Source organism: Marinitoga sp. 1155, assembly GCF_001021175.1.
Lineage (GTDB): Bacteria > Thermotogota > Thermotogae > Petrotogales > Petrotogaceae > Marinitoga.
In genome coordinates this window covers 1-1,423 of the sequence record NZ_AZAX01000046.1, presented here as the reverse complement: position 1 = coordinate 1,423, position 1,423 = coordinate 1, and the positions used below count along the sequence as shown (strand labels likewise).

Here is a 1,423-nt window from a genome sequence, read left to right as displayed (position 1 = left end):
TTATAATAATTTTTATATTTATAATTTTAATACTAACAATAAAATACAATTGAAAATAAAATATGATTTTTTAATACCTAATATATTTATTTTAGAAAATCAAAGAAAAATTATTTTGGTTGATAAAAAAGAAATAAAAGAATATAGTCTTGAAAGCGGGAAATATATAAAAACTATAAATTATGACAAATACATATCTACAATAAATGAAATAGATGGGAAAATTATACTAGGAACAACAGATGGGAATATAATACTAGAAAATAAAATCGCAAAAATATCCAATGATCCTATAAGAAAAATATTGGGAACAAACAATTATATAATAATCTTATCAGGAATTGATAAAGTAAGCATACTAAACAAAAAAACATTAAAAGTAATAAAGAATTTTAGTGACAATGAATATATATATGACATATCAACAAACAAAAAAATACATGCATTATATATATTATATGGGAAAGGAAAACTTCGAAAAATAAATTTAAAAGATTTCAAAATCGAATATGAAAAAGATGCAGGATTTAATCCTGCAAAAAATAAAGTAATATTGACAGATAAATATTTCATAAAAAGCGATGAAGATTATATAAATTTCTATCTTTTAGAAGATAATGCGAAAATTCAAGAAAAAAATATTGTATATAAACATATGAAATTAGAAAAATACAAAAACTACGATGAAAATATAAAATATTACGATATTCAAAATGGATATGAAATAATAGAAAATGAATATGCAGAACTAACAATAAAAAAAGAAGGACAAATAATTTTTAAAAAAGAGCTGGATGATTATTTATCAAAAATAAAAATAATAAAAGATAAACTGTTTATATCATGTGAAAATGGAATTATAGAATTATATAATTTAAAAACAGGAAAAATATTATATAAAGATAAAAAAATACAAAAAACAGCAGAATTTGATGGAGAGTATATATATTATGGAAATAAAGAATACGAAATAGTAAAATATGATTATAAGAATAAAAAAGAAGTTATGAAATTCAAAGGACATTTTGGATTAATACAAGAAATAAATCTTTCTTATGATAACAAATATATAATATCCTATTATGGATTAAGTGGAAGTATTAATTCAAAACCAGGAAATAGGATTTTAATACACAACTGGCAAAAAGATTCATATATAAAATCAATAACAATATTAAACCCAATAAAAAAAGTTATACCGATAAAAGATACATATAAAATACTAGTAGAAGATATAAAATCAAATATATTTATATACAATATATTTACAGGTAATTTAGAAAATATAATCATGCATCCATTTAAAGAAGTTAAAGCAATAGATATAAATAAAGATGAATTAGTAATAACAGATGGAAACAGAGTAATAGTATATAAATTAAAAGAAGGAAAAATAATAAAATCATTTATTATAGAACATATA

The 1,423-nt window shown here is 19.3% G+C and carries 1 protein-coding gene; it reads left to right on the top strand.

The genetic code is table 11. The features are described 5' to 3' along the window. Nucleotides 1-49: 49 nt before the first annotated feature. Nucleotides 50-1,423 (top strand): hypothetical protein (locus X274_RS12205; protein ID WP_197073361.1); only part of this gene is annotated, 1,374 nt, incomplete at its 3' end.